Origin of the sequence: Massilia polaris (assembly GCF_012927275.1) — a bacterium.
In the GTDB taxonomy this organism is placed as follows: Bacteria; Pseudomonadota; Gammaproteobacteria; order Burkholderiales; family Burkholderiaceae_D; genus Telluria_A; species Telluria_A polaris.
On record NZ_JABBGG010000004.1, the window covers coordinates 31,312 to 52,744 of the forward strand.

Here is a 21,433-nt window from a genome sequence, read left to right on the forward strand (position 1 = left end):
CGCACACTGAAAGTCCAAGGCAAGCATGACCATGACTGATTTTTCGCACGCGCCGCATTTCGATACCGGACCGCTGTCCTGGGTCATGAGCGAGATCCGCGACGCGCTGGTGCGTTCGCGCGACGCGCTGCTGGACGCGGCATCGCGCGGCGCCGACGCCCAGGGCACCTCGCTGCAGCACGCGCGCGCCCACCTGCACCAGGCCCACGGCGCCCTGCAGATGGTCGACGTCGACGGCGTCGGCACGCTGACCGCCTGCGCCGAAGAGGCGCTGCAGCGCTTCCGCGACGGCGCGCTGGCGTGCGATCCTGCCAGCGCCAAAGTGGTCGCCGACCTGTACCAGGCAGTCATCGAATACCTTGAAGAGCTGCTGTCGGGCGCCGCGCCGCAGCCGGCGCGCCTGTTCCCTTATTACCGCGACGTCCAGCAACTGCTCGGCGCCGCGCGCATCCATCCGGCCGACCTGTTCCATGCCGACCTGTCGGCGCAGGTCGACCTGGCGGCCGCCGCACCAGCTGCAGCGCCGGATTACGCGGCCTGCCGCGCGCGTTTCGAAAAGGCGCTGCTGCCGTTCCTGAAAAGTACCGATGACGAGGCGCGCCGCATCCACGCCGCGGCGATGCGCGACGCCATCGGAGACATCGCCGACGGCCAGCAGGACGTGCACGCACGCGCCTTCTGGCTGGCGATGCACAGCGTCGCCGCGCTGGCCGCCAGCGGCCAGCTGGCCGGCGATTTGTACGTCAAGCAGCTGTTCGGCCTGATCAACCTGCAGATCCGGCGCCTGTCGCAAGGGCAGGGCAGCCTGCCCGAAGCGATGCTGCGCGACGCGCTGTTCCTGATCGCCGCCGCGCCCGAGCCGTTCGACGGCGCCACAGCGCTGCGCCGCGCCTACCGCCTCGACGGCATGGTGCCGCCCGACTACGACGCGCGCCGCTACGGCCGCATCGATGCGCAAGCGCTGAAGGAAGCGCGCGAAGCGCTGGCCCAGGCCCAGGCCACGTGGGACCGCGTCGCCAATGGCATCGACCCGGCGGCGGAAAGCGCATTCGGCAACGCGCTCGCGGTGCTGGAAGACGCCAGCGCGCGCCTCGGCGCCACCGCGCTGGCGCAGCTGCTGCGCGAGCTTGGACGGGTAGCCACGGATTCGGTTGCCGCCGGACGCAGCGACCAGTTCACCCTCGAGATGGCGGCGGCGCTGCTGTTCGTCGAACATGGCCTCGACCAGGTCCGCCAGCTGCCCGGCGATTTCGATGCGCAGGCCGAAGTGGTCGGCGCGCGCTTGCTGGCGCTTGCCGCCGGCGAAACGCCGCCCGCGGCGCCAGAGTGGCAGGGCAACCTGGCGCGCCAGATCCAGCAGGGCCAGACGGTGGCCGTGCTCGCCCACGAAATGAAGGCCGGGCTGCGCCAGCTCGAGAAGGTGCTCGACGATTATTACGCGGATGCTTCGAGGCGTCCGACGCTGGCCCAGGCCGATCCGGTACTGCACCAGCTGCATGGCGCGCTGGCGATCCTCGACCAGGACCACGCGATGCGCGCCGCCTCGCACGTACGCAACGCCGTGCGCGCGCTGGCTTCGGGCGATGGCGACCCGGCCACGGAAGCGGCGTCGCTGCAGAATATCGCGCAGAACGTTGGCGCGCTTGGCTTCTTCACCGACGTGCTCGGCCAGAACGTCGACACCGCGAAAGAGCGTTTCGAATTCGACGAGCAGGACGGCATGTTCCGCGAGGTTCCGTTCGAAAAAGCCGCCGCCGCGGCGACGCCGTTCGACCAGGAGGAAGCCGCGCCGGCGGCTGGCCTGCCAGTCGTCGAAGAGCCGGCGCCCGCCGCTCCCCCAACTGCAGAGGAACAGGGCGAGGCCTCCATCGAGGCCGAGCTGCTCGAGATCTTCATCGGCGAAGCGCACGAAGTGCTGGCGTTTGTCGCCGCCACTTTGCCGGCGGTTCGCAGCGCACCGGCCGACCAGGAAACCCTGACGCTGTTGCGGCGTTCGTTCCACACCTTGAAGGGCAGCGGCCGGATGGTCGGTCTCGACAGTTTCGCCGACGCCGCCGCAGGCATCGAGCGCGTGATGAATGTCTGGCTGTCGGAGGCGCGCGAAGCGAGCCCTGACTTGCTGGCGCTGCTTGACAACGCGACGGTTGAAATGACGGCGTGGGTGGACGAGCTGGTGCAAACCGGTTCGTCGCGCCGGGATGGCGACGAGCTGACCGAGGCGGCAGCCCGCGTGCAGGATGGCGGACAATTCGCAGCACCGCAGGCGCCGGTCGAAGAGCCGCCTGTTCCAGCCCCGGTGCAGGACGTGCGCGCGCTATCCACCGGCAACGTCATCGATTTCCCGGGCAATGTGAGGCCGGTTGCCGCCCCGCCCGAAGAGAATACACGGCGCATCGGCGACCTGGCGATTGCTCTGCCGCTGTATAACATCTACCTGGCCGAGACCGACGAATTGATGCGGGTGCTGACGCGCGATTTCAGCCAGTGGCGCCATGAGCCGGACCGCGCGGTAACGGCCGAAGCGCTGAAGGCTTCGCACACGCTGGCCGGCACCTCGGCCACCGTCGGTTTCGCCGCACTGTGCGAACTGGCGCATGCGCTCGAAATGGTGCTTCAGGCGCTGGCGCCACCGGCGCCCGCGCTCAACGCCGGGCAGCGCGCGCTGCTTGATGAAACCCTCGATTGCGCCGGCCATATGCTGCAGCGCTTTGCGCAAGGCGCGCTGTCGCAGGCGCAGCCAGAGCTGGTTTCGCGCCTGGACGCGATGCGCGAGCAACTTGACGCGCCCTCAGATGCGCCAGCAGACGGCGAACTCTCGGAGCGCCTCGACGCGCTGTTTGCCACGACGCTGGAAGAGCTGCTCGACCCGCCGCCGATGCGCGCCGACTCGACCCCGCGCGACGCCGACACCGCCGCGCCGGAATCGGCGATCGAAGCCGAGGACATGTACGACGCCGCCTTCGACGACGCCCTCGATGCGCCGGAACTGGCGCAGGCCGCGCCGCCGCCGGCGCTGGGCAGCAACGACGAAATCGCGGACGAAGAGCTGGCGCTCGAACTGATTTCAGAGTCCGAGCCGCGCCTGGAGCAGGTATCGGGCGACGCGTCGTTTGCCGACGAGATCGACCAGGAGCTGCTTCCGGTCTTCCTCGAAGAGGCGAGCGACCTGCTGCCGCAAATCGGCCAGGGACTGCGCCAGTGGCAGCAGAACCCGCAGGACAGCGCCGCGGTGCAAGGCGTATTGCGCGCCCTGCACACGGTGAAGGGCAGTGCGCGCATGGCCGGTGCGATGCGCCTTGGCCAGCACACGCACGATATCGAAACGCAGATCGAGAACATGGTGCACGCGGCGACCAGTACGCCGGCGGCATTCGACGAATTGCTGGTCAACTTCGACCAGGCGATGGTGCTGTTCGAACAGCTGCAGCAGCCGGCCGCGCCGGCCGCCGCGGGCGTCGATTCGGTTGCGGCGCCGCTGGTTCCGCCGACTGACGAATCGCTTGCCGCGCAGGCGCGTACGCCGCTGGTGCGGGTGCGCGCCGACATCCTCGACCGCCTGGTTAACCAGGCCGGCGAAGTGTCGATCACCCGTTCCAAGCTGGAGAACCAGGTCGGCACGCTGAAGACGTCGCTGTCCGATTTCGCGGACAACCTGACGCGCTTGCGCCAGCAGCTGCGCGAAGTGGAAATGCAGGCCGAATCGCAGATCGCATCGCGCATGTCGATTGCCGGCGAACGCGAATTCGACCCGCTCGAATTCGACCGCTTCACCCGCCTGCAGGAACTGACCAGAATGATGGCCGAAAGCGTCAGCGACGTGGCCTCGTTCCACGACAGCCTGACGCGCAGCGTCGATGCGGCAACCGCCGACCTGGCGGTTCAATCGCGCCTGACGCGCGACCTCCAGCGCGACCTGATGCGAGTGCGCATGGTGCCGTTTGCGAGCCTGTCGGAACGCCTGTTCCGCGTGGCGCGCCAGGCGGCCAAGGAAGTCGACAAGCGGGTCAACCTCGACATCCGCGGCGGTGCGGTGGAAATCGACCGCAGCGTGCTGGAACAGATGGCCGCGCCGTTCGAACACCTGCTGCGCAACGCCATCGTGCACGGGATCGAATCGCGCGACCGGCGCGCCGCCGGCGGCAAGGCCGAAACCGGCGAACTGCTGGTTCAGGCCAGCCAGCAGGGCAATGAGGTGGTCATCCAGTTCAGCGACGACGGCGCCGGCCTCGACCTGGCCCGCATCCGCGCCAAGGCGCGCGAAAGCGGCCTGCTCGGCGCCGGCATCGAAGTGAGCGACGAAGAAGCCGCCGACCTGATTTTCGAACCCGGCTTTACCACGGCGGATTCGCTGACCGAGCTGGCCGGGCGCGGCGTCGGCATGGATGTGGTGCGCGCCGAGAGCCAGGCGCTGGGCGGACGCATTGCGATCGTGTCGGAGCCAGGCAAGGGTGCGCGCTTCACCATCCACCTGCCGCTGACGCTGGCGGTAACGCAGGTGGTGCTGACATCCAGCGCCGGCAAGAGCTATGCGCTGCCGTCGGTGCTGGTCGAGCAGGTGCTGCAGGTGAAGGAAGCAGCACTGGCGGAAGCCCATGCGGCAGGCAGCATCGAGTACCAGGGACAGCGCGTCGCGCTGCACTACCTGCCGGCCTTGCTCGGCGACGCTTCGGCCCAGCCGGCGTCGCAGCGCTCATACCCGGTGCTGGTGCTCAAGAGCGGCTCGGAGCGGGTCGCGGTGCACGTCGACGAAGTGCAGGGCAACCGCGAGGTCGTCATCAAGAACATCGGGAAGCAGCTGGCCCGCATGGCGGGCATCGCAGGCGCCACCGTGCTGGGATCGGGCGACATCGTGCTGATCCTGAATCCGGTCGCGCTGGCGCACCACGGCGCGCACCACGCGCTGCTGGCCGGGCGACCTGCGCATGCGGCAGTGCCGGAGGCCGTGTCGCGCAAGCCGGTCATCATGGTGGTCGACGATTCGCTGACGGTGCGCAAGGTAACCCAGCGCCTGCTGGAGCGCGAAGGCTTCCAGGTCATGCTGGCCAAGGATGGCGTCGATGCGCTGGAACACCTGCAGGAAATCCGTCCCGACCTGATGCTGGTCGATATCGAGATGCCGCGCATGGATGGCTTCGACCTGACCCGCAACGTGCGCGGCAACGTGGCGACGCAGTCGGTCCCGATCATCGTGATCACTTCGCGCACCGCCGACAAGCATCGCAACTACGCGCTGGACCTCGGCGTGAATGCCTACTTCGGCAAGCCGTTCCAGGAAGACGCGCTGCTGGCTGCCATCAACGGCCTGCTCAAGCGCGAACTCAAGGCCGGGTAACTGCCGCCTTCACCACGTCGAAGCGCGCCAGGGTCTTCTTGCGCGCTTCGTCGTGCGCCACGACCGGCGCGGGATAGCCGCGCGCCGCACCCTTGCGCTCATGCAGCCACGGCGCATGGATCTCCCTGCGGCTCATCGAGGCGAGCTGCGGCACATAGCGGCGTATGAAATCGCCGTCCGGGTCGAAGCGCTCGGACTGGGTGACCGGATTGAAAATGCGGAAGTAGGGCTGGGCGTCGCAACCGGTGGACGCCGCCCACTGCCAGCCGCCGGTGTTGGACGCCATCTCGTAGTCGATCAGCTTGCGCGCGAAATAGCGTTCGCCCCAGCGCCAGTCGATGCCGAGGTCCTTGACCAGGAAGCTGGCGGTCACCATGCGCAGCCGGTTGTGCATGAAGCCGGTCTGGTTGATCTGCGCCATGGCCGCATCGACCAGCGGGTAGCCGGTGCGGCCGTCGCACCAGGCGGCAAACAGTGCGTCGGCCGCGGGACCCGACTCCCATTCGATGGCGTCGTAGGCGGGCTTGAACGAGCGCTCACCCACATGCGGATGCCGGAACAGGATCATCGCGTAGAACTCGCGCCAGACCAGCTCCGACAGCCAGGCCGGGGCGCCCGCGCCGCCACCGCCGTAGCCCAGCATCGCCTGCACCGTGCGCACCAGGTGGCGGATCGAGATGGTGCCAAAGCGCAGGTGCACCGACAGGCCCGAGGTGCCGGCGACGGCAGGATAGTCACGCGCCGCCGCATAATGTTCGATACGTTCGAGGAAGCCGTCGAATATGGCGGCCGCGCCATCCATGCCGGTGGCGACATGGGTATCCACCGGGTCGAAGCCAAGCTGCGCGAGGGAGGGCAGGGGCGATGAATCCGGCGGCGCCGCGAACTGGCTCGCGTACGGCTCGACCGCGAACGGCGCCAGGCTGTCCGGATGCGCGGCCAGGCGCTTGAGCCACGCGTTCTTGTATGGCGTGAATACCGGGAACGGCTTGCCGGCCAGCGTCAGCACCTCGTCCTTTTCGAAGATCACCTGGTCTTTGTAGCTATGGAAAGCGCGTCCGTCGGCTTCAAGCCGCGCGGCAACTTCCAGGTCGCGTGCGATCGCACCGGGTTCGTAATCGTTGTTGGTGAACACGGCGTCTACGCCCAGCCCGGCTGCCAGCGCCGGGATCGCCTCGACGGCGTCGGCATGGCGCACGATCAGCGCGCCGCCCATTTCGCGCAACCCGGCATCGAGCGCGGCAATGCTTGCATGGATGAAACTGACGCGCCGGTCGTCACGCGCAAGCTGCTCGAGCATCGTCGTGTCATAGACAAAAACGCAATACACCTGCGCGGACGAGGTCAGAGCGTGATGCAGCGAGGCATGATCGTAGGCGCGCAAATCGCGGCGGAACCAGACCAGGGATTTGTTGAAGGTCATTTATTCGTGTGCAGGGTCAAAGTATTGCTGTTTTCGGGGCGCGACGCTGGACGCTTCCAACGGTGACGAACGCAAATCAGTGTAAACTATCGAAAAGAGCATGGTTGTAGTTCGTTTGTTGCAATAAACACCAGAGATCGAGCCTGGAGAGAGTGATGCGTATGAAGAAGAGCAAAGTCGGCAAATCTCTGCCCATCCCCGGGCTTGCGCAGCATCCGTCCGGCGACGAGGAACTGACCGCCATGGCGCTATCGACGCTCGACCTTGCAAATCATTTTCTGATTGCCATGCCCTCGATGCAGGATCCCATCTTTGGCGGCGCGGTGGTGTACGTTTGCGAACACAACGACAAAGGCGTGCTGGGCGTGGTCATCAACAAGCCGACCGAGATGACGATGGATGTGCTGTTCGAACGCATCGACCTGAAGGTGGCCGACAGCGTGCAGTCGCAGATGGCCAGCGAGCCGATCATGTTCGGCGGCCCGGTCCAGGACGACCGCGGCTTCGTGCTGCATACGCCGGGGGCGCGCTATTCGTCGTCGCTGGCCGTTACCGAAGACGTCGCTTTCACCACGTCCATCGACGTCCTGGAAGCTGTTGCCGCCGGCGACGGCCCGCAACGCCTGCTGGTGTCGATCGGCTACGCCGGCTGGAGCCCTGGACAGCTGGAGGACGAGATCAGCCGCAACGGCTGGCTCACCGTCGGCGCCGACGCCAAGGTCATGTTCGACCTGCCGATCGAGCAGCGCTACACCGCCGCCATCAGGCTGCTGGGCATCGACCCAATGATGCTCGCCTCCGAGGCCGGCCATGCGTAATGGTTGAGCTCGTTTTTGGATTCGACTTCGGCATCAAGCGGATTGGGATGGCGATGGGCAATACCCTGACGGGGCAGGCGCAGCCGCTCGCCGTCGTCAAGGCCATCGACAACGCCGCCCGCTTCCAGCAGATCGGCGCTTTGATTTCCGAGTGGCGCCCGGCCCGCCTGGTCGTCGGCGAGCCGCGCCATCCCGACGGCGCCGAGCACGAGATGACCCTGCGTTGCCGCCGCTTCGCCAACCAATTGCATGGCCGCTTCAACCTGCCGGTCGAGCTGGTCGACGAGCGCTACTCGTCGGCCGTGATCGCGTCCAGGCGCGGCGAGATCATCGACGCGAAAGCCGCCTCCATCATTTTGCAACAATACTTTGACGATCATGCCAACCACAACAACTGAACAGTTCGACGCGGAAGCGCTGTACCGCGCGCTGCTGCAACAGGTGCGCGCCGCATTGCCCGGCCTGCCCAGCCTGGCCATCGTCGGCATCCACTCGGGCGGCGCATGGCTGGCCGAACGGCTGGCCGACGACCTTGGCCTGCGCGAGCGCCTCGGCTTCATCGACGTCTCGTTCTACCGTGACGACTACGCCAGGATGGGCCTGCACCCGGACGTCAAGCCGACCCAGATCGGCTTCTCCGTCGACAGCGCGACCATCCTGCTGGTCGACGACGTGCTGTACACCGGCCGCACCACGCGCGCCGCGATCAACGTGCTGTTCGACTACGGCCGCCCGGCGCGCATCGCGCTGGCGGCGCTGGCCGACCGCGGCGGACGCGAACTGCCGGTGGCGGCGGACTTCGTCGCCAGCCGCGTGACGCTAGCCGCGCAGCAGTCGCTGGCGCTGGCGCGCGGCCAAGACGGCAAACTTACCCTGACCATTGAAGACGACAATGCTTAACCCGCAACTGAACAAGAACGGCGAACTCCAGCACCTGCTGACGATCGAAGGACTGCCCAAGTCCATCGTCAACCACATCCTCGACACCGCATCGAGCTTTGTCGGCATCTCGGACCGCGAAGTGAAGAAGGTCCCGCTCATGCGCGGCAAGAGCGTGTTCAACCTGTTCTTCGAAAACTCGACGCGCACCCGCACCACCTTCGAGATCGCCTCGAAGCGCCTGTCGGCCGACGTGATCAACCTGAACATCCAGGCATCCTCGGCCAGCAAGGGCGAGTCGCTGCTCGACACGATCGACAACCTGGCCGCGATGAGCGCCGACATGTTCGTGGTGCGCCACTCGCAGTCGGGCGCGCCGTACCTGATCGCCAAGCACCTGAACGACACCAGGCAGGGCCACGTCCACGTGGTCAACGCCGGCGACGGGCGCCATGCGCACCCGACCCAGGGCCTGCTCGACATGTACACGATCCGCCACTACAAGAAGGACTTCACCAACCTGCGCGTAGCGATCGTCGGCGACATCCTGCACAGCCGGGTGGCGCGTTCCGATATCCACGCACTGACCACGCTGGGCGTGCCGGAAGTGCGTGCGATCGGCCCGTACACGCTGCTGCCGGGCGGGCTTGACCAGATGGGCGTGCGCGTCTTCACCAGCATGGAGGAAGGCCTGAAGGACGTCGACGTCATCATCATGCTGCGTCTTCAGAACGAGCGCATGGCCGGCGCGCTGCTGCCGTCGGCGCAGGAGTACTTCAAGAGCTACGGCCTGACGCCGGAGCGGCTGGCGCTGGCCAGGCCGGACGCGATCGTGATGCACCCGGGTCCGATGAACCGCGGGGTCGAGATCGATTCGGCGGTGGCGGACGGTCCGCAGGCAGTGATCCTGCCGCAGGTGACTTTCGGGATCGCGGTACGGATGGCGGTAATGAGTATTTTGGCAGGCACACACGGATGAAACTACATATCAAGAATGGCCGGTTGATCGACCCGGCCAACGGCATCGACGCGGTAAGCGATTTGTTCATCGACGGCTTTGTTGTCGCCGCGACCGGCACGGCACCGGCAGGCTTCGCAGCCGACCGGGTCATCGACGCAACCGGCCTGGTGGTCGCTCCCGGCCTGGTCGACCTGTCCGCGCGCCTGCGCGAGCCGGGCTACGAATACAAGGCGACGCTGGAATCCGAAATGCAGGCGGCAGTGCAGGGCGGCGTGACCAGCCTGGTGTGCCCGCCCGACACCGACCCGGTGCTGGACGAGCCGGGCCTGGTCGAGATGCTCAAGTACCGCGCGCGTAACCTGAACCAGGCGCACGTGTACCCGCTGGGCGCGCTGACGATGGGCCTGGAAGGCAAGGCGCTGACCGAGATGGCCGAACTGACCGAAGCCGGCTGCATCGGCTTCGCGCAGGCCGAGCATCCGATCGAGGACACCACCGTGATGCTGCGCGCGATGCAGTACGCGAAAACCTTCGAGTACACCGTCTGGCTGCGCCCGCAGGACGCGCACATCGGCCGCGGCGGCATCGCCCATAGCGGGCCGCTGGCGTCGCGCCTCGGCCTGTCGGGCGTGCCGGTGATGTCGGAGACGATCGCGCTGCACACCATTTTCGAGCTGGTGCGTTCGACCGGCGCGCGCGTCCACCTGTGCCGCATGTCGTCGGCCGCAGGGCTGGAGCTGGTGCGCGCCGCCAAAAAGGAAGGCCTGCCGGTCACCTGCGACGTCGGCGCACACCATGTGCATATGACCGATGCCGATATCGGCTTCTTCGATTCGAAGGCGCGCGTGGCGCCGCCGTTCCGCAGCCAGCGCGACCGCGATGCGATTCGCGCCGGCCTGTTCGATGGCACCGTCGATGCGATGTGCTCCGACCATACGCCGGTGGACGACGATGAAAAGCTGCTGCCGTTCGCGGAAGCGTCGCCTGGCGCTACCGGCCTTGAACTGCTGCTGTCGCTGGCGCTGAAGTGGGCCGACGAATATGCCGCCGGCCAGCATGCGGAAGCTGGTTCGCCGTCTGCCCTGTCGCGTGCGATTGCGCGTATCACTACCGATGCGGCGCGCGTGGCCGGCTTGAACGCCGGCAGCCTGGCGCCGGGCGTGGTCGCTGATGTCGTGGTGTTCGACCCAGGTGCGCGCTGGAAGGTCGAAGCGTCAGCGCTGGCCAGCCAGGGCAAGCACACCCCGTTCGTCGGCTACGAGCTGACCGGACAGGTGCGCACCACGATCGTCGCGGGCCACATCGCTTACGAACGCCGGCTCACCTAGCCGTCATTCCCGCTTGCGCGGGAACGACGGCGCTCTCTGTATCGGTGCTGTTTGAATCTTCGTCTTACCTGCCGTCTCGCCTGCATCCTGCTGCACCTGCTGGAAGGGCTGGCGACCTGCGCCATCGTCTTCCCCTGGGTCGGAGCTGGCCGCCGCTACGCGCGCATCCAGAACTGGTCGCGCCGCCTGCTGGCGATCTGCAACGTCACCGTCGCCGCGCCTTCGGGCGCGCCGGCACTGCATCACGCGCTGATCGTCGCCAACCACGTGTCCTGGCTCGACATCTTCGTCATCAATTCGGTCCATCCATGCCGCTTCGTCGCCAAGCAGGAGATCCGGGAATGGCCGGTGCTCGGCTGGCTGGCCGAACAGGCCGGCACGGTGTTCATCGCGCGCGGCAGCCGGCGCGACCTGCGCCACGTGTTCAAGGGGATCGTCGCCGCACTGCGGATGGGCGCGCGCGTGGCGTTCTTCCCCGAAGGGACCACGGCGCCGCAGGGCACCGTGCTGCCGTTCCACGCCAACCTGTTCGAGGCGGCGGTGGATGCGAAGGTGCAGGTGCAGCCGTATGCGCTCAGGTATCTCGACGCGACCGGCGCGCTGCACCCGGCGGTCGACTTCGTCGGCGACATGACCTTCGCCCGGAGCGTGATGGCGATCCTGGCGTCAGGCGCGATCCGCGCCGAGCTGGTTCGCCTGCCGCCAATCGACGCGGCCGGCGCGCACCGGCGCGAGCTGGCGGAACAGGCGCACGACGCGATCAGCGGCGCGCTCGCCTGATTACTTCTTCTTCTTGCCGCTGTGCGGCTTGTATTCAGGGCAGCTGACCTGCAGCAGGCGGCGGTCGTCCAGGCACACCGCGGTCAGCTTGCCGCCCCAGACGCAGCCGCTGTCCAGTCCAATCACGTCGTCGCGCATCAGCAGGCCGAGCGCCGACCAGTGACCGAACACCACCGTCACGTCGCTGGTCTTGCGGCCGGCCAGGTCGAACCACGGCAGCAGTCCCGATCCGGCCGGCGCGCCGGCGCTTTCCTTCTGCTTGAAGTCCATCGCGCCGTCTGGCGTGCACAGGCGCATGCGGGTCAGCGCGTTGACGATGCAGCGCAGCCGCGCGATGCCGGTCAGCGATTCGTCCCAGCGATCCGGCTCGTTGCCGTACATCTGCCCGAGGAAATCGATCCAGCCGTCGCCGCGCAGGACGGTTTGCACCTCCGCGGCCAGCGCCATCACGTTTTCGGCGGTCCATTGCGGCAGCACGCCGGCGTGCACCAGCAGGCAGCGGCCGGACATCATCGCCAGCGGGCGCTGGCGCAGCCAGGCCATCAGCTCGTCGCGGTCCGGGGCGGCCAGGATGGCGTCGAGCGTGTCCGATGGCGACACGGCCTGCGCGCCCGCGGCCACCGCCAGCAGGTGCAGGTCATGGTTGCCGAGCAGGGCTTCGACTCGGCCGCCGCTGGCCTCCTGCAGCGCGCGCACGCGGCGCAGCGCGCCCAGCGAGTCCGGGCCGCGGTTGATCAGGTCGCCGACGAAGAGGATGCTGGCGTCGCCCTGCGCATCTGCGTGGATCTGATCAAGCAGCAGCTGCGCCTCGTGGGCGCATCCCTGCAAATCGCCGATGGCGTAAGTGTTCATTCCTGTTTGCCCATTGGCCGGTCCGCGCTGGCGGACATAATGAAATTACTAAGAAGAGCGCAAGTTTCGCATAGAATTATGCCTTCGGATCAATAACCCAGGCGGGACACTTCATGATATTCGTTACCGGCGGCGCCGGTTTCATCGGGTCGAATTTCGTCCTCGACTGGCTCGCGCAGTCGGACGAAGGCATCGTCAATGTCGACAAGCTGACCTATGCGGGCAACCTCGACAACCTCGCGTCGCTGCGCGGCGACCAGCGCCACCGCTTCGTGCGCGGCGATATCTGCGATGGCGGCGCGCTGCTGGCGCTGCTGGAACAGCACCGGCCGCGCGCGATCGTGCATTTTGCCGCGGAAAGCCATGTCGACCGCTCCATCCACGGCCCGGCCGAATTCATCGCCACGAATGTCAACGGCACCTTCGCTTTGCTTGAAGCCGCGCGCGCCTACTGGAACGGCCTGACGGGCGAGGAAGAGAGCGGCTTTCGCTTCGTGCATATTTCCACCGACGAGGTATATGGAACGCTTGGCGATAACGATGCGCCATTTACCGAAACGACGGCTTATGCGCCAAACAGCCCTTATTCAGCGTCGAAAGCAGCGTCCGACCATCTGGTCCGTGCCTATTTCCATACGTACGGCCTGCCGACGGTCACCACCAATTGTTCGAACAATTACGGTCCCTGGCAGTTCCCGGAAAAACTGATTCCGCTGGTGATGGCGAATGCACTCGCCGGCAAGCCACTGCCGATTTACGGCGACGGCGGCCAGATCCGCGACTGGCTGTATGTAAGCGACCACTGTGCCGCGGTCCGGCGCGCGCTGGAAGCGGGCCGTCCGGGCCAGGTGTATAACGTCGGCGGCTGGAATGAAATGAAGAATATCGATGTGGTGCGCGCGCTGTGCGATATCCTCGACCAGGTTGCTCCGAAGGCAGGCGGCAGTTATGCCAAACAGATCACCTTTGTGCCGGACCGGCCGGGCCACGACCGCCGCTATGCTGTCGATGCCAGCAAAATCGAACGCGAACTCGGGTGGAAACCGATTGAGACATTCGAGACCGGCATACGCAAAACCGTGCAATGGTATCTGGATCACCAGGATTGGGTGGCTGACGTGCAGTCGGGCGCTTACCTTTCGTGGGTCGAACAAAACTACGCAAACCGGGAGGGCAATTGATGTCACGCAAAGGGATTATCCTGGCCGGCGGCTCCGGCACACGCCTGTATCCGGTGACATTGAGCGTATCGAAGCAACTGCTGCCGGTCTACGACAAGCCGATGATCTACTACCCGCTGACCACGCTGATGCTGGCCGGGATACGCGACATCTTGATTATCTCGACGCCGCAGGACACGCCGCGTTTCCACGCGTTGCTGGGCGATGGTTCGCAATGGGGAATCAGCATCAGTTATGCGGTCCAGCCGGCGCCGGAAGGGCTGGCCCAGGCGTTTATCATCGGGCGCGATTTCATCGGCGGCGACCCGTCGGCGCTTATCCTTGGCGACAATATCTACTATGGCCACGGACTCGACCAGAAGCTGAATATCGCCCATGAGCGCCGTGACGGCGCCACCGTGTTCGCCTATCACGTGCTCGATCCGGAGCGTTATGGCGTGGTCGAATTCGATGACGCGCAGTGCGCCGTTTCCATCGAAGAAAAGCCGCAGCAGCCGAAGTCGAATTACGCGGTCACCGGGCTGTATTTTTACGACAACCAGGTGTGCGATATCGCCACTTGTATCAGGCCATCGGCGCGCGGCGAGCTGGAAATCACCGATGTGAATCAAGCTTACCTCGACGCGGACCAGCTGTCCGTCGAAGTCATGGGGCGCGGCCTGGCATGGCTCGATACCGGCACCCATGAATCGCTGCTGGAGGCGTCGCAATTTATCGCCACGATAGAAAAACGGCAGGGGCTGAAGATCGCGGTGCCCGAAGAGATCGCCTACCGCAAGGGTTATATCGATGCGCAGGCGCTGGAACGGCTGGCCGATCCGTTGAAGAAGAACGGCTACGGCCAATACCTGCTGCGCGTGCTCAACGATAAGGTCTTCAGATGAAAGTAACACCTACCTCGATTCCCGAAGTCCTGGTATTCGAGCCGACCTTGTTCGGCGACGATCGCGGCTTTTTCTATGAGAGCTACAACGCGCGCCAGTTCTCGCAAATGACAGGCCTGTCGGTTAATTTTGTCCAGGATAACCACTCGCGCTCGGCAAAGAACGTTTTGCGCGGCCTGCATTACCAGGTCCGCCATCCGCAGGGCAAGCTGGTACGGGTGACATCCGGGGCGATTTTCGATGTGGTGGTGGACATCCGCGCTTCATCGCCATTCTTCGGCCGCTGGATCGGCGTCGAGCTGTCGGCCGACAACCGCCGCCAGTTATGGGTGCCGCCCGGTTTCGCCCACGGCTTCGTGGTCACCAGCGAGTCCGCCGAATGCCTGTACAAGACCACCGATTACTGGTCGCCGGAGCATGAGCGGTCGATCCTGTGGAACGACCCGGCGCTGGCGATCGACTGGCCGATGGCCGGCGAACCGATGCTGTCGGGTAAGGACAGCCATGGCAAGCTGCTGGCCGACGCCGAAGTGTTCCCATGAAGATATTGTTGACCGGCGCCGGCGGGCAGGTCGGATATGAGCTGGAACGCAGCTTGCAGGGGCTGGGCCAGGTCACGGCGGTCGGCCGCGCGCGCATCGACCTGTCCGACCTCGACCAGGTGCGCGACGTGATCCGCTCGGTCAGACCGGGCCTGATCGTGAATGCGGCCGCGTATACGGCAGTCGACAAGGCTGAGTCCGAGCCGGCACTGGCGCGGCGGATCAATGCCGAGGCGCCGGAAGTCATGGCGCTGGAGGCGCGCAAGCTGGGCGCGGCGATGGTGCACTACTCGACCGATTATGTGTTCGACGGCCGCAAGGCGGGCGCCTACGTCGAAACCGATGTGCCCAATCCCATCAATGTGTATGGACAGACCAAGCTGGAGGGCGAGCAGGCGGTGGCCGCCGCCGGCATCGACCACCTGATCCTGCGCACCAGCTGGGTGTACGGGATGCACGGAAAGAATTTTTTGTTGACCATGCTGCGCCTGGCGCAACAACGCGACGCGCTGCGCATCGTCTGCGACCAGCACGGGGCGCCCACCTGGAGCCGTACAGTGGCCGATGCGACCGCTGTGTTGCTTGCGCGCGCACAAGAGGGCGGCGACAGCTGGTGGAAACAGCATGGCGGGCTGTATCACCTGGGAAGCGGCGGCCAAACGACCTGGTGCGGATTTACCGAAGCGATTATCGAGCAGCGGCAATTGGCATGTCATGTCGTGCCGATCACCAGCGCCGACTATCCCTTGCCAGCGCGCCGTCCCGAAAACTCGGTGCTTGATTGCGCGCGTTTACAGGCGCTGTGCAGCTTGCCGCACTGGCGCGATGCGCTTGCCTTATGCCTGAAATAAGTGAGCCCGGGGAAGTTCATTATTTCGAAATGTAAATATCCTCGGATATATCTCATGCAGCACGCACAATCTCGGTGCTTTATTGAAAAGAAATTGCTTGTTGTTCAATAAAAGAGTTTGCCAAACCGTCAAGGCGGTGCTTGCCGATCCGGTACAATTACGGGGTTTTCGCGGGCAGTCGCTATTTACTAACCGGGCAGGGCGCGAGCTTGCCTGGAGCCAGATCCTATAGAATAATAAAATCGATAATGTTTTCATTCCTCGTGAGTTTCGTCGCCTCGGCGCTCCTGACCCTGCTGGTGATTAAGCAGGTGAAGCTGCACGGGCGTGCACTCGACACCGATTTCCTCGGTGTTCAAAAGGTCCATTCGCATGCGGTAGCGCGAATCGGCGGCCTGCCTATCTTTCTCGCGGTGCTGACCAGCGCCGCCATTTCTATCTGGCGGGTGCCGGAAATGTCGGAATGGCTGCTGAGCCTGCTGTTATGTTCGTCGGTCGCCTTTGTCGCCGGGATTGTCGAAGACTATACCGGTAATGTCAGCGCCTCGCGCCGGCTGCTATTGACGATGGTGGCGGCGATGCTCGGCTACTTCCTGCTCGATGCAAAGCTCGCGCGCATCGACTTGCCATTCGGCTCGCTGGCGTTCGACTATATCTGGCTCGCCTTGCCCTTCACGCTGCTTGCGGTGGCCGGGATTGCGAATGCGGTCAATATCATCGACGGCTTCAACGGGCTGGCCAGCGTGGTCACCATTTGCATGCTGATTTCGCTCGCCTATGTGGCGTTCCAGGTGGGCGATGTGTTTGTGCTGGTGGCTGCGCTGATGGTCGCCGGCGCGACTGCGGGCTTCCTGATCTGGAATTATCCGGTGGGGCTGATTTTCCTCGGCGACGGCGGCGCGTATTTCATCGGATTCATGCTGGGCGAGCTGGCCTTGCTGCTGGTGATGCGCAACCCCCAGGTGTCGACCTGGTATGCCGCTTTGCTGCTGATTTACCCGGCCTTTGAAACCTTATTCTCCGTCTATCGCCGCATGTTTGTGCGCGGAAAGTCGCCTGCGATGCCTGACGGAATACACCTGCACAGCCTGATTTTCAGGCGCATCGTGCAATGGGCGGTGGGGCGGAAAGAGGCGCGCGCCCTGATGAGGCGTAACTCGCTGACGTCGCCCTACCTGTGGACTTTTTCGCTGATGGCGGTAATACCTGCGACCGTTTTCTGGCGAAATACCGGTATTCTTATTTGTTTCTGTTTATTGTTCGTAATCAGTTACATTTGGCTGTATGCGCGTATCGTTCGATTCAAGTCGCCACGGTGGCTCATAATGAACAAGAAGGACTAGCATTCGTCCCGAATTGTAGTATATTGCGACAATTGGTGATATTTCACTTATTCGTTCAAACCACAACTAAGGAACCATGATGGATCTGTCAAATATGTCGGTTGGTGATTTGCGCAACCTGCAGGATAAAATCAAGCTGGAAATGAAAAAGCGCGAGCACCAGGAAGTAGCCAAGGCGCGCGAACAAATCATGGCTATCGCGCAAAGTGTCGGCGTGCCTTTGAAAGACCTGATCGGCACGGGCGCGCGCGGTGGTAAAACCGGCAGCGTCGCGGTACGTTATCGCCACCCGGATAATTCGGCCCAGCAGTGGACCGGCCGCGGCCGCCAGCCGAAATGGGTCAAGGAATGGGTTGAAGGCGGGAAGTCGCTCGACAAGCTGCGCGTTTAAGCAATCCCGAAGTAGCGGCACGATCCGCGGGCGCATTTCCCAAGCGCCCCGCTTGCCGCTACAATATGCTGTGTTCTATTCAATCCAATTCCCTTCGCTTCCGACGCTTTCCCTTGTAGCCAGCACCCGCGATTGCGCCGGGTAGCGCAGGGTCCGCGCGCCGCGTTCAATTCAAAGGTAAAAACAAACATGGTTTCTCTGTCCAAGACGATCTTCAAGGCCTACGACATCCGCGGCGTGATCGGCAGCACCCTCGACGCCGGCATCGCGCACAAGATCGGTGTCGCCTTCGGCAAGGCGGCGCTGGCCAAGGGCGAGCGCAAGGTCGTTATCGGCCGCGATGGCCGCCTGTCGGGCCCGGAGCTGTCGGCGGCCCTCGCGGCAGGCCTGCAGCATGCCGGCGTCGACGTGATCGACCTGGGCATGGTCGCCACGCCGATGGTCTACTTCGGCACCAATGTGTTGAATGCGGCCTCCGGCATCATGGTCACCGGCAGCCACAACCCGCCCGACTACAACGGCTTCAAGATGGTGCTGGCCGGCGAAGCGATCCACGGCGACACCATCCAGGCGCTGTACGACAGCATCGCCGCCGGCGACGGCCCGGCGGCCGCTGCGGCGGGCAGCTACAGCACCCACGATATCCGCACCGCCTACATCGAACGCATCCTGGAGGACGTGAAAATTTCGCGGCCGATGAAGATCGCGGTCGACTGCGGCAACGGCGTTGCCGGCGCCTTTGCCGGCGACCTGTATCGCGGCATGGGCTGCGACGTGATCGAGATGTTCTGCGAAGTGGACGGCACCTTCCCGAACCACCATCCCGATCCGGCCCACCCTGAAAACCTGCAGGACCTGATCCGCGTGCTGCGGGAGACCGACGCCGAGATCGGCCTGGCCTTCGACGGCGACGGCGACCGCCTCGGCGTGGTCACCAAGGACGGCCAGATCATTTATCCGGACCGCCAGATGATGCTGTTCGCGGCCGACGTCCTGTCGCGCAATCCCGGCGCCGAGATCCTGTACGACGTCAAATGCACGCGCCACCTGGCGCCGTGGATCGAACAGCATGGCGGCCGTCCGCTGATGTGGAAGACCGGCCATTCGCTGGTCAAGGCCAAGCTGCGCGAAACCGGCGCGCCGCTGGGCGGCGAGATGAGCGGCCATATCTTCTTCAAGGACCGCTGGTACGGCTTCGACGACGGCCTGTATTCGGGCGCGCGCCTGCTCGAGCTGCTGACCCGCGTGGCCGATCCGTCGGCGCTGATGAACGCGCTGCCGCAGTCGGACAGCACGCCGGAACTGCACCTGCACCTGCAGGAAGGCGAGAACGTCGCGCTGATCGAAAAGCTGCGCACCGGCGCGACCTTTGACGGCGCCGAGCGCATCATCACGATCGACGGCCTGCGCGTCGAATACGCCGACGGCTTCGGCCTGGCGCGTTCGTCCAACACGACGCCGGTGGTGGTCATGCGCTTCGAGGCGGAGTCGCCGCAAGCGCTGCGCCGCATCCAGGCCGAGTTCCGCCGCGTGATCGTGGCCGCCAAGCCCGACGCCCAACTGCCGTTCTGAGCGCAGCGTGGCGTTGAACATACTGCTGGTGCGGGTCTCGTCGCTGGGCGACGTCCTGCATAACTTGCCGATGGTGGCCGACATCCTGCGCCATCACCCTGACGCGAACATCGACTGGGTGGTGGAGGAGGGCTATGTCAGCCTGGTGCGCCTGAACCCGCACGTGCGCAAGATTATCCCGTTCGCGCTGCGGCGCTGGCGCAAGAGCCTTGGCGACAAGGCCACGCGCGCCGAGCTCAAGGCGTTCTTCGCCACCCTGCGCGAGCAGCGCTACGACTACGTCTTCGACACCCAGGGCCTGCTCAAGACCGGCATCATCATGGGCGCTGCGCGGGTCAACCGTGGCGGCCAGAAGGTCGGCCTCGCCAACGGCAGCGAAGGATCGGGCTACGAAGGCATTTCGCGCATCTTCCACAGCAAAAGCATCCCGCTCGACCCGCGCACCCACGCGGTAGCGCGCGGACGCCTGGTCGCCGGCGCGGCGCTCGGCTATCCGGTCGACGTGGAACCCGACTTCGGGCTGCCGGGCCCCAGCACGGCCAAGCGCCCGCAATGGATGCCTGCCGAGGATTACGCCGTGTTCTTCCATGGCACAGCGCGCGACGCCAAGAAGTGGCCTGCCGCGAACTGGATCGACACCGCCAACGCGCTGGCGCCAATGCCGGTGCTGCTGGCATGGGGCTCGCCCAATGAAAAACGCGAGGCCGAGGCGATTGCCGGTGGCGCACCGAATGCGGTGGTGCTGCCGAAGCTGTCGATGGACGAGGCGATCGCACTGGCGCGCAACGCGGGCCTGGCGATCGGCGTCGATACCGGCCTGACGCATATCGCCGCCGCCTTCGTGCGCCCGACCATCGAACTGTACTGCGACTCGCCGAAGTGGAAGACCGAGGGCAACTGGTCGCCGCGCATTGTCAACCTGGGCGACAAAGGTGCGCCGCCATCGGTGCCCGAGGTACTGGCCGCAGTGGGGCGGCTGAAGGGCCAGCCTTGACGCGCGGCGCGTATTCGGCGCTGTGGCTGCTGGCGCTGCCGTTCGTGCTCGGGCGGCTGTGGTGGCGCAGCCTGCGCGAGCCCGGCTACCGCCAGCACCTCGGCGAGCGCCTCGGATTCTATGGAAGGCGCGGCGCCGGCTGGCATACGCTCTGGGTGCACGCGGTATCGGTCGGCGAAACGCGTGCGGCCGAACCGCTGATCGACGCGCTGATGCAGGCCTATCCCGACAGCCGCATCGTCCTGACCCACATGACGCCAACCGGCCGCGCGGCCGGCAAGGCGCTGTACGCAAAGCATGGCGCGCGGCTGGTGCAAAGCTATCTTCCCTACGATATCGAATGGCTGGCGCGGCGCTTCCTGCGTTTTTTCACGCCGCGCATCTGCATCCTGATGGAGACCGAGGTGTGGCCCAACATGATCGCGGCCTGCCAGCGGCTCGACGTGCCGGTCGCGCTGGTCAACGCCCGCTTGTCGGAACGTTCGCTGCGGCGCGGCCAGCGCTTCGGCGCGCTGATGATGCAGGCGGCGCGCGGCATCACCCTGGTGGCGGCGCAGACCGAGGCCGACGCTGGCCGCGTGCGGGCGCTCGGCTCGCCGAAGGTGGATGTCACCGGCAGCATCAAATTCGACGTGGTGGTGCCGCAGGCGGCGCTCGACACCGGCGCCTGGCTGCGCGGGCGCGTCAAATGCCGTCCCGTGCTGCTGTGCGCGAGCACGCGCGAGGGCGAGGAAGCCCTGATCCTCGACGCGTGGCAAGGCATGGCGTCGCGTCCCGACGGCATGCTGCTGGCGATCGTGCCGCGCCATCCCCAGCGCTTCGACGAAGTTGCCGGACTGGTCGCGGCAAAGGGTTTGTCGCTGCAGCGCCGTTCGCAGCTTGGCGACGCGCAGGTGGACGCCGACGTGCTGCTGGGCGACTCGATGGGAGAGATGTTCGCTTATTACGAGGCCTGCGATTGCGCCTTCATCGGCGGCAGCCTGCTGCCGCTGGGCGGGCAGAACCTGATCGAGGCATGCGCGCTGGCGCGCCCCGTCATCGTCGGCCAGCACACCTTCAATTTTGCGCAGGCGACCGAGGAGGCAATCGCCGCCGGCGGCGCCTTGCGGGTGGCGGATGCGGGCGCGATGCTGGAACAGGGAGCCCGCTTGCTGGCGGACCGTGGCGCGCGCGCCACGATGGGACAACGCGCCGCGGCCTTCGCAGGGGCGCACAAGGGGGCGACCCTGCGCACGCTTGAACTGTTGAGGCCATTAATTCACTAACATTTTGTTACCATATCCCCCATAAAAAGAGCAGGGG

At 65.3% G+C, this 21,433-nt stretch carries 18 protein-coding genes; 16 read left to right on the forward strand and 2 right to left on the reverse strand.

Features of this window, described 5'->3' with window-relative positions; genetic code table 11:
- Positions 1–25 precede the first annotated feature (25 nt).
- The gene (locus tag HHL21_RS08150) at positions 26–5,332 is read left to right on the forward strand and encodes a hybrid sensor histidine kinase/response regulator (protein ID WP_370659688.1); all 5,307 of its coding nucleotides are present in this window, start codon (positions 26–28) and stop codon (positions 5,330–5,332) included.
- Here HHL21_RS08150 and HHL21_RS08155 read toward each other — a convergent pair.
- Positions 5,319–6,755 carry a cryptochrome/photolyase family protein gene (locus HHL21_RS08155; protein ID WP_169464767.1) on the reverse strand — a complete coding sequence of 479 codons (1,437 nt, stop codon included), beginning with the start codon at positions 6,753–6,755 and terminating at the stop codon, positions 5,319–5,321. The two genes, HHL21_RS08150 and HHL21_RS08155, sit on opposite strands and share 14 nt — an antisense overlap.
- A 161-nt stretch (positions 6,756–6,916) precedes the next feature.
- Between HHL21_RS08155 and HHL21_RS08160 the strand changes: the two genes are divergently transcribed.
- From HHL21_RS08160 to HHL21_RS08185, 6 genes are read left to right on the forward strand one after another with little or no spacing between them, the layout of a single operon-like run.
- Positions 6,917–7,573, forward strand: coding sequence for a YqgE/AlgH family protein (locus HHL21_RS08160; RefSeq protein WP_169465145.1), 657 nt, complete (start codon positions 6,917–6,919; stop codon positions 7,571–7,573).
- Complete coding sequence (ruvX, locus tag HHL21_RS08165) at positions 7,573–7,971, forward strand: Holliday junction resolvase RuvX (RefSeq protein WP_169464768.1); 399 nt, start codon at positions 7,573–7,575, stop codon at positions 7,969–7,971. The genes HHL21_RS08160 and ruvX overlap by 1 nt, the downstream gene beginning before the upstream one ends.
- Positions 7,952–8,473, forward strand: a complete 522-nt coding sequence (gene pyrR, locus HHL21_RS08170) for a bifunctional pyr operon transcriptional regulator/uracil phosphoribosyltransferase PyrR (RefSeq protein WP_169464769.1) — start codon at positions 7,952–7,954, stop codon at positions 8,471–8,473. The genes ruvX and pyrR overlap by 20 nt, the downstream gene beginning before the upstream one ends.
- A complete protein-coding gene (locus HHL21_RS08175) occupies positions 8,466–9,431 on the forward strand; it encodes an aspartate carbamoyltransferase catalytic subunit (RefSeq protein ID WP_169464770.1) in 966 nt (321 codons plus the stop codon). Before pyrR ends, HHL21_RS08175 begins: the two co-directional genes overlap by 8 nt.
- Positions 9,428–10,741, forward strand: coding sequence for a dihydroorotase (locus tag HHL21_RS08180; protein WP_169464771.1), 1,314 nt, complete (start codon positions 9,428–9,430; stop codon positions 10,739–10,741). Before HHL21_RS08175 ends, HHL21_RS08180 begins: the two co-directional genes overlap by 4 nt.
- Before the next feature lie 51 nt (positions 10,742–10,792).
- Positions 10,793–11,521 carry a lysophospholipid acyltransferase family protein gene (locus HHL21_RS08185; protein WP_169464772.1) on the forward strand — a complete coding sequence of 243 codons (729 nt, stop codon included), beginning with the start codon at positions 10,793–10,795 and terminating at the stop codon, positions 11,519–11,521.
- Here HHL21_RS08185 and HHL21_RS08190 read toward each other — a convergent pair whose 3' ends face one another.
- Positions 11,522–12,373 (reverse strand): symmetrical bis(5'-nucleosyl)-tetraphosphatase, encoded by an 852-nt coding sequence (locus HHL21_RS08190; RefSeq protein WP_169464773.1) that lies wholly within the window; start codon positions 12,371–12,373, stop codon positions 11,522–11,524.
- Between the two features lie 113 nt (positions 12,374–12,486).
- Between HHL21_RS08190 and rfbB the strand changes: the two genes are divergently transcribed.
- From rfbB to waaA, 9 genes are all read left to right on the forward strand, one after another.
- A complete protein-coding gene (rfbB, locus tag HHL21_RS08195) occupies positions 12,487–13,554 on the forward strand; it encodes a dTDP-glucose 4,6-dehydratase (RefSeq protein WP_169464774.1) in 1,068 nt (355 codons plus the stop codon).
- A complete protein-coding gene (gene rfbA, locus HHL21_RS08200) occupies positions 13,554–14,438 on the forward strand; it encodes a glucose-1-phosphate thymidylyltransferase RfbA (protein WP_169464775.1) in 885 nt (294 codons plus the stop codon). The genes rfbB and rfbA overlap by 1 nt, the downstream gene beginning before the upstream one ends.
- Positions 14,435–14,980 (forward strand): dTDP-4-dehydrorhamnose 3,5-epimerase, encoded by a 546-nt coding sequence (gene rfbC / locus HHL21_RS08205; RefSeq protein ID WP_169464776.1) that lies wholly within the window; start codon positions 14,435–14,437, stop codon positions 14,978–14,980. The genes rfbA and rfbC overlap by 4 nt, the downstream gene beginning before the upstream one ends.
- Complete coding sequence (gene rfbD / locus HHL21_RS08210; protein WP_169464777.1) at positions 14,977–15,831, forward strand: dTDP-4-dehydrorhamnose reductase; 855 nt, start codon at positions 14,977–14,979, stop codon at positions 15,829–15,831. The genes rfbC and rfbD overlap by 4 nt, the downstream gene beginning before the upstream one ends.
- A 248-nt stretch (positions 15,832–16,079) precedes the next feature.
- The gene (locus tag HHL21_RS08215; protein WP_169464778.1) at positions 16,080–17,174 is read left to right on the forward strand and encodes an MraY family glycosyltransferase; all 1,095 of its coding nucleotides are present in this window, start codon (positions 16,080–16,082) and stop codon (positions 17,172–17,174) included.
- A gap of 79 nt (positions 17,175–17,253) precedes the next feature.
- Positions 17,254–17,565, forward strand: coding sequence for an H-NS histone family protein (locus tag HHL21_RS08220; RefSeq protein ID WP_169465146.1), 312 nt, complete (start codon positions 17,254–17,256; stop codon positions 17,563–17,565).
- Positions 17,566–17,754: 189 nt separating this feature from the next.
- A complete protein-coding gene (locus tag HHL21_RS08225; protein WP_169464779.1) occupies positions 17,755–19,137 on the forward strand; it encodes a phosphomannomutase/phosphoglucomutase in 1,383 nt (460 codons plus the stop codon).
- 13 nt (positions 19,138–19,150) lie between these two features.
- The gene (gene waaC / locus HHL21_RS08230; protein ID WP_169465147.1) at positions 19,151–20,131 is read left to right on the forward strand and encodes a lipopolysaccharide heptosyltransferase I; all 981 of its coding nucleotides are present in this window, start codon (positions 19,151–19,153) and stop codon (positions 20,129–20,131) included.
- Positions 20,128–21,396 (forward strand): lipid IV(A) 3-deoxy-D-manno-octulosonic acid transferase, encoded by a 1,269-nt coding sequence (gene waaA / locus HHL21_RS08235; RefSeq protein ID WP_169464780.1) that lies wholly within the window; start codon positions 20,128–20,130, stop codon positions 21,394–21,396. The genes waaC and waaA overlap by 4 nt, the downstream gene beginning before the upstream one ends.
- Positions 21,397–21,433 lie beyond the last annotated feature (37 nt).